The following is a 7,344-nucleotide window of genomic DNA, read 5'->3' on the forward strand; positions in this document are numbered from 1 at the left end:
TCGATTGCCTTTGCCGAAAGCGGCGAACGGGAACTGATCCGGCACCTGTCGGCTCACCACCGCGTTCGTCGTAATCGGCGAATCGACGGAAAGGTGAGCAATCATGAACTTCCACACCCTCTCCCAGAGAGCCAGCAAGGCCGCACGTCTTCTCCGCAGCGGAAATGCCGGTTCCACCACCATTGCAGAACGCGTCGAGCACCTCAACACACTCGATACACATGAGGCAGTCGCCGCCCTGCTCGCCATGCCGCAGGCAAAGGCCGTCGCCATTCTCGACCGGCCGGAACTGCATGACGCAGCCGCCATCATTGCCGGCATTCCGCTTGACCAGGCCGCCCGCTTCGTCAACCTGATGTCTGACGACCGCGTTGCCGACGTCATGGCGGAAATGGACGAAGAGCCGCGCGCAAAGCTGTTCTCCCGGCTGGACCGCACGACCGCGCTCTCCATCAAACATCTGATGGGTTATCCGCCGCGCACCGCCGGCTCGATCATGACCACGGAATTCGTCAGCGTGCCGGATAACTGGACGGTGGAACAGACCCTTTCGCACATCCGCGTCGTCGAGCGGTCGCGTGAAACGGTCTATGCCATCTATGTGCTGGCGCAGGACGGAACGCTGTCCACCGTCGTGACGCTGCGTCGCCTGCTGACCGGCGAGGCCGGCGCCTCCATTCTCTCCGTCGCATCGAAGGAAGGCATCGTCTGTGCCAGCCCCTTGATGTCGCAGGAGGATGTTGCCCGGCTCATCCGCAAGCACGACCTTCTGGCGCTTCCCGTCGTTGACGATCATTCGCACATTCTCGGCATCGTCACGGTCGACGACGTGATCGACACCATGATCGCCGACACCACGGAAGACGCTCACAAGTTCGGTGGTATGGAAGCACTCGGCAAGCCCTATATGGCAATGGGTTTTCCGGACATGATCCGCAAGCGCGCAGGCTGGCTGGCTGCCCTGTTCCTGGGTGAAATGCTGACGGCAAGCGCCATGCAGCATTTTGAAGGCGAGCTGGAAAAAGCCGTCGTGCTGACGCTGTTCATTCCGCTCATCATGTCATCAGGCGGCAACTCCGGTTCGCAGGCCACCTCGCTCATCATCCGGGCGCTGGCGCTCGGCGAACTGAAGCTTTCGGACTGGTGGCGGGTGCTGCTGCGGGAAATCCCGACGGGCCTGACGCTCGGCTGCATTCTCGGCGCCATCGGCTTCCTGCGTCTGACCATCTGGCAGCAGGCAGGCTTTTATGATTATGGCGACCACTGGCTGCTGGTGGGCGCCACCGTCTTTGCCGCACTCGTCGGCATCGTCACCTTCGGCTCGCTGGCCGGCTCCATGCTGCCATTCCTGCTGCAGCGTCTGCGGCTGGATCCAGCCAGCGCATCTGCGCCGTTCGTCGCCACGCTGGTGGATGTCAGCGGCCTCGTCATCTACTTCTCGGTGGCGCTGGTGATCCTCAGCGGCACGCTGCTCTGAAACACAAAAGGCCCGCTCGAAAGAGCGGGCCTTTTCATTTGCAGAGTTTTCGACAGGGCAACCACCCCTCAACCGCCGGCGCTGATAACGCCCGTTCCGAGAAGTCCCAAAAGAATGACGCCGATGACCACCCGGTACCAGACGAAGGGCATGTAGCTCTTGGTGGAGACCAGCTTGAGGAAGACAACGATCACGGCGTAACCGACGACGAAGGCGATCAGGGTTGCGAGCCCCGTCTGGCCCCAGCCTACAGGGTTCTCCTCGCCGATGCTTTTGAACAGCTGGTAGAAACCGGAACCGAAGACGGCGGGAACGGCGAGCAGGAAGGAATATCGTGCGGCCGCCTCGCGCGTGTAGCCTAACAGCAGGCCGGCGCTGATGGTGCCGCCCGAGCGCGAGACGCCGGGGATGAGCGCCATGGCCTGCGCGAAACCGAACAGGATGCCATCACGCCAGATCAGCTGGTTCAGCTTGTAGCGCTTCTTGCCGATCCTGTCGGCGACGCCGAGAATGATGCCGAAGACAATCAGCATTACGGCGGTGATATAGAGATTGCGCAGCGAATGCTCGATGGCATCCTTGAAGAACAGGCCGAGCAGCACGATCGGCACCGAGCCGACGATGATCAGCCAGCCAAGCCGCGCATCGGACTTGTCATAGGGTCCGAGGCGAAGGTTCTGCCGGAGCCAGGCGGCGGCGATCCGCATGATATCGGACCAGAAATAGACCAGCACCGCCGCTTCCGTGCCGATCTGCGTAATCGCCGTGAAGGCGGCGCCCGGATCCGCACCGGAGGGCAGAAACTCCCCGGCTATCCTCAGATGCGCGCTTGAAGAAACCGGAAGAAATTCCGTAAGTCCTTGCAAAAGGCCGAGAAATCCGGCCTCCAACCAACCGATGCTCATGTGATTTGATGTCCCTGCTGCGAATCGAATTCGCAGCATTATGCATCAAACCGGGCAAATCCGTGTTGCATCGCACCATGAAAAAGAAGTGCGGGAGGGCTTGGTTTTACCCGTTATTTTTCAGGCCGCCTTCTCCGCAGGCTCAGGATGAAGGGTGTATTTCGCGCCGTTCTTGCACACAACATGGGCGTCGCCCCAGCTTTTCAGCGCCGAGATCACCGGCTTCATGGTTTCGCCAAGTGGCGTCAGCGCATAGTCCACGCGCGGCGGCACCACCGGGAAGACGGTGCGCGAAATCAGGCCCGCCTCTTCCAGTTCCCGCAGCTGCTTGGTGAGCATGCGCTGGGTGACGCTTGGGATGTGGCGGCGCAACTCGTTGAAGCGCAGGGTGCCCTCGTTGATGAGGTGATAGAGGATCACGCCTTTCCATTTGCCGTCGAGAAAACTCAAGGCAGACTCCACCGGGCAGCCCGGAAAATTGCCGGTAAGCTTGGCGCGCGGTCGCGACATCACAGTATCCTTTTTGTATGTATCATCACAAAATGTGCATTCTTGCGATCGATGTTCATATGTATCAAGTAAGAGGCACGCAAACAAGCAAAGGAGACTGTTCATGCGCGCCATCGGTTACAAGACGAGCCAGCCCATCACCGCAACGGATGCCCTTATCGACCTCGACCTGCCGCAGCCGGAAGCGACGGGGCATGATATTCTGGTGGAGGTGAAGGCCGTTTCGGTCAATCCTGTTGACACCAAGGTTCGCCGCAACCAGGCGCCGGAAAACGGTGCAGCCCGCGTGCTGGGCTTTGATGCGGCGGGCGTGGTGAAAGCCGTCGGCGACAAGGTATCGCTGTTCAAGCCCGGCGACGAGGTGTTTTACGCTGGTGTCATCAACCGCCCCGGCTCCAACAGCGAATTCCATCTGGTCGATGAGCGCATCGTCGGCGCCAAACCGAAGTCGCTGAATTTCGAGGAAGCAGCGGCACTGCCGCTGACCGCGATCACGGCCTACGAGACGCTGTTCGACCGGCTGCGGGTGACAGAGCCCGTTCCGGGGGCGGCAAATGCCGTTCTGGTGATCGGTGGCGCCGGCGGCGTCGGCTCGATTGCCATCCAGCTTCTGCGCGCACTGACCGATCTTACCGTCATTGCCACGGCTTCGCGGCCGGAAACGATGCAATGGGCCAAAGACCTCGGCGCGCATCATGTCGTCGATCACAGCAAGCCGATTGCCCCGCAGGTGGAAGCGCTTGGCCTTGGTGCACCGGGCTTCGTATTCTCGACCACCCATAGCGACATTCACGCCGCAGACAGCGTGGCGACCATTGCGCCGCAGGGCCGTTTTGCGCTGATCGACGATCCGGCCGGCGGTTTCGACGCCATGGCGTTCAAGCGCAAATGCGTTTCAATCCATTGGGAAATGATGTTCGCCCGCGCGGTTTTCCAGACGCCTGACATGATCGAACAGCACAAGCTGCTCAATCACGTTGCGGAACTGGTCGATGCCGGCAAGATCAAGACGACGTTGACCGAGGTTTTCGGCACCATCAACGCCGCAAACCTCATCAAGGCCCACGCCTTGATTGAAAGCAACACGGCCAAGGGCAAGATCGTGCTTTCGGGCTTTTGATCTTCACGTCACACGAAGTGGGAGGTGCGCGCCTGATAAAGCGCGCCCTTCCCGGTCAATCGTCTTCCGGATCTTCCGGGCATGGCCATGCGGCAGGCGTCGTCAGGCCGCTCGGCAGTTTTGTCTTGGCGTCGCCACAGGCTATGTCGATCTGTTTCTGCTCAAGGCCGGTGGCGGCGGAAAGATCGACCCCCTCTATGCGGGTCAACAGCAGGAAGGCGTTGGCAAAATCCACCGCGCCGCCGAGCTTTGCGCCCTGGAAGCTGGCACGCGACAGATTGGTCAGCGAAAATTTCGAGCCGGACAGGCTGGCATCTTCAAACTCGGCACGCCCGAGTTCAGCCTTGGTAAAATCCGCGCCGTCCAGTTTGGCCTTGTTGAAATTGGTCCGCTGCATTTCCGCATTGATGAATTTTGCGCTGGTGGCGTCGGCGGCGGAAAAGTCACTGCGGTAGGCTTCCACCTTCGTCAGGTTGGCGCCCTGCAGGTTCGCCTCTCCAAGAGCCGTCCGGATGAGTTTCGCCTTTTCAAGATTGGCGCCCTTCAGCGAGGAGCCGCGCAAATCCGTATAGGTGAAATCCGTGCCGTAAAGCATCGCCGAATCGAGGTTGCTGCCGCCCAGCATCAGGAGGCGCTTGTTGCATTCGCGCCAGTCGATGCCGGCCATGGCGTCGGCGCGGCAGCTGGCGGCCATCAGCGGGCTGCCACTGAGCGAAACGGCAACTACCATACCTGCCGCGAGACCGGCGACGATCCTTGTATTCCGCACGATATTCAGCCTCTGAAAGCCGGACATTCCATCACTCCTGCCGCCGGGCGACGGCCCAAACGCAACATATGCACATTCAAGGCGTTACCGCATTCCTGGCCCACAATCCATGGACCACGCAAAGCTACAACACCCCAACATCCTATATGTAAGAAATCGAAGGGCAATCCACAAATACTAGGGGGGACGAGACTTTCGATGCCTCGCGCACGCGACGTCATCCTTTCGCTTGTCGCGAGGATCCAACCGTATCGTGAAATCAATCGGTTGCAGATGCCCGGGGCAAGCCCGGGCAAGACGAAGGTTGCCGGCAGGCCGGCATCACCATCACATATTGGCGTAAACCGGCCCTTCGCCACCCTGCGGCGGCACCCAGTTGATGTTCTGGTTCGGATCCTTGATATCGCAGGTCTTACAGTGCACGCAGTTCTGCGCGTTGATCACGTAGACCTCCTCACCGTCCTTCTCCACCCACTCATAAACGCCGGCAGGACAATAACGCGTCGAGGGACCGGCATAGACGTCGTGTTCGGAACGCTTCTGCAAGTCCATATCCTTCACCTGAAGATGCACCGGCTGGTCTTCCTCATGGTTGGTGGAGGACAGGAACACCGATGACAGCCGGTCGAAGGTCAAAACGCCGTCCGGTTTCGGATAGGCGATCGGCTTGTGTTTGGAGGCCGGCTCAAGGCTCTGCGCATCCGTCTTGCCGTGTTTCAGCGTGCCGAAAACGGAGAAACCGAACAGCTGGTTGGTCCACATGTCGAGACCGCCAAGGCCGACGCCAACAAGCGTGCCGAACTTCGACCACAGCGGCTTGACGTTGCGCACACGCTTCAGGTCCTTGCCGATATCGCCGTCGCGCCATTCCGCCTCGATCTCGGCCACTTCATCATGGGCGCGACCGGCGGAAATAGCCGCGGCGATTTTTTCCGCCGCCAGCATGCCCGACAACACCGCATTGTGGCTACCCTTGATGCGCGGCACATTGACGAAACCGGCCGAACAGCCGATCAGCGCGCCGCCGGGGAAAGTCAGCTTCGGCACCGACTGGTAACCGCCCTCGGTAATCGCGCGCGCGCCATAGGAAATGCGCTTGCCGCCCTCGAAAGTATCGCGGATGGCCGGATGCGTCTTGAAGCGCTGGAATTCCTCGAAAGGATAAAGATAGGGGTTCTTGTAATTGAGATGCACCACGAAGCCGACGGCAACGAGATTGTCCTCCAGATGATAGAGGAACGAGCCGCCGCCGGTCTTGAAACCGAGCGGCCAGCCGAAGGAGTGCTGCACGAGGCCCTGTTTGTGGTGTTCCGGCTTGACCTGCCAGAGTTCCTTGATGCCGATGCCAAATTTCTGCGGTTCGCGATCTTTCGAAAGGTCAAACCTGGAAATCAGCTGCTTGGCGAGCGAACCGCGCACGCCCTCGCCGATCAGCACATATTTGCCATGCAGCTCCATGCCGCGCGTGAAGGCGGGCCCGGGTTCACCGTTCTTCTCGATGCCCATATCGCCGGTGGCGACACCGATCACTGCGCCTTCTTCATTATAAAGCACTTCGGTGGCGGCAAAGCCCGGATAGATCTCGACGCCGAGCGCTTCCGCCTTTTCCGCCAGCCAGCGACAGACCAGCCCAAGCGAGACGATGTAATTGCCGTGATTGTTCATGAGCGGCGGCATCATGAAGTTCGGCAGACGGATGGAGCCGGCCGGGCCTAAGAACATGAACTGGTCGTCCTTGACCTCGGTCTTGAAGGGATGCCCCTCTTCCTCACGCCAGCCGGGCAGAAGCCGGTCGATGCCGATGGGATCAACCACGGCACCTGAGAGAATATGCGCGCCGACTTCAGCACCCTTTTCCAGAATGACGACCGAAAGCTCCGGCTCGACCTGCTTCAGACGGATCGCGGCGGCAAGGCCCGCAGGACCCGCACCGACGATCACAACGTCGAATTCCATCGCTTCGCGTTCCGGCAGTTCCATCGCTTCCGTCATCTTGTCCTCTCACCTCGCCGGTCCCATCCGGCTGTTGTTATATCCGCTTCCGGCATTCGCACCGTGTTGCCTGCACTGGCCGAAAAGCCAGTCTGCGACAACACATTCGCCCTAGCCTGTCTTCGCAAAGCACGACGGCTTTGTCGAGCTTCCATAGCGGCAAAACATGTCGCACGCCACTCAATTGTCAGACAACCTGATGAGTATTTTATTACTTTTACGTGCACGTAAGATTGAGAATAGGAGTTGCTTGGGTGGGCGTCAAGGGTAGTCAGCACTTGCGCCGCTCTTGCGTTTATCGCCGCAACTGAAACGCCCATTCAGCTAGCTTCATCAATGGCGACGCTTCAGTTTTGCGCCAATTGCGGACATATAGCGTGCTGGAAAGAATGATGAACTCAGCTCAGCGATAAACCTTCTTCAAGTATAGACTGCTTCACCGCATCCCGTTCTTTTACGCGTTCATACCAGCCTCTGAGGTTGAGAAGATCGTCGAAATGGATATCTGCACCATAGTATGACTTCAGCCATGACGCTTGTCCCCAGCTTGTGAGAGCGAACAGATATGCAT

Annotated in this window: 6 protein-coding genes; 2 read left to right on the top strand and 4 right to left on the bottom strand. The window is 59.5% G+C overall.

Going from position 1 to position 7,344, the window contains the following annotated elements:
• The first annotated feature begins 103 nt into the window (after positions 1–103).
• Complete coding sequence (gene mgtE, locus GH784_RS19085; protein ID WP_013635773.1) at positions 104–1,477, top strand: magnesium transporter; 1,374 nt, start codon at positions 104–106, stop codon at positions 1,475–1,477.
• A gap of 68 nt (positions 1,478–1,545) precedes the next feature.
• Here the strand turns inward: mgtE and GH784_RS19090 are convergent, their stop codons facing one another.
• Both GH784_RS19090 and GH784_RS19095 read right to left on the bottom strand, forming a co-directional pair.
• The gene (locus tag GH784_RS19090; RefSeq protein WP_003512187.1) at positions 1,546–2,382 is read right to left on the bottom strand and encodes an undecaprenyl-diphosphate phosphatase; all 837 of its coding nucleotides are present in this window, start codon (positions 2,380–2,382) and stop codon (positions 1,546–1,548) included.
• 120 nt (positions 2,383–2,502) lie between these two features.
• Entirely contained in the window at positions 2,503–2,892 is a 390-nt protein-coding gene (locus GH784_RS19095; protein WP_013635769.1) for a winged helix-turn-helix transcriptional regulator, read from the bottom strand.
• A gap of 103 nt (positions 2,893–2,995) precedes the next feature.
• Between GH784_RS19095 and GH784_RS19100 the strand changes: the two genes are divergently transcribed.
• Positions 2,996–4,012 carry a zinc-binding alcohol dehydrogenase family protein gene (locus GH784_RS19100; RefSeq protein WP_013635768.1) on the top strand — a complete coding sequence of 339 codons (1,017 nt, stop codon included), beginning with the start codon at positions 2,996–2,998 and terminating at the stop codon, positions 4,010–4,012.
• A 55-nt stretch (positions 4,013–4,067) separates the two neighbouring features.
• Here the strand turns inward: GH784_RS19100 and GH784_RS19105 are convergent, their stop codons facing one another.
• Positions 4,068–4,808: a pentapeptide repeat-containing protein gene (locus tag GH784_RS19105; RefSeq protein WP_003512182.1), complete on the bottom strand. Its 741-nt coding sequence runs from the start codon at positions 4,806–4,808 to the stop codon at positions 4,068–4,070.
• A 300-nt stretch (positions 4,809–5,108) separates the two neighbouring features.
• Complete coding sequence (locus GH784_RS19110) at positions 5,109–6,773, bottom strand: electron transfer flavoprotein-ubiquinone oxidoreductase (RefSeq protein ID WP_153793675.1); 1,665 nt, start codon at positions 6,771–6,773, stop codon at positions 5,109–5,111.
• Between the last annotated feature and the right edge of the window lie 571 nt (positions 6,774–7,344).

This window comes from Agrobacterium tumefaciens (assembly GCF_009649785.1).
Classification (GTDB): Bacteria; Pseudomonadota; Alphaproteobacteria; order Rhizobiales; family Rhizobiaceae; genus Agrobacterium; species Agrobacterium tumefaciens.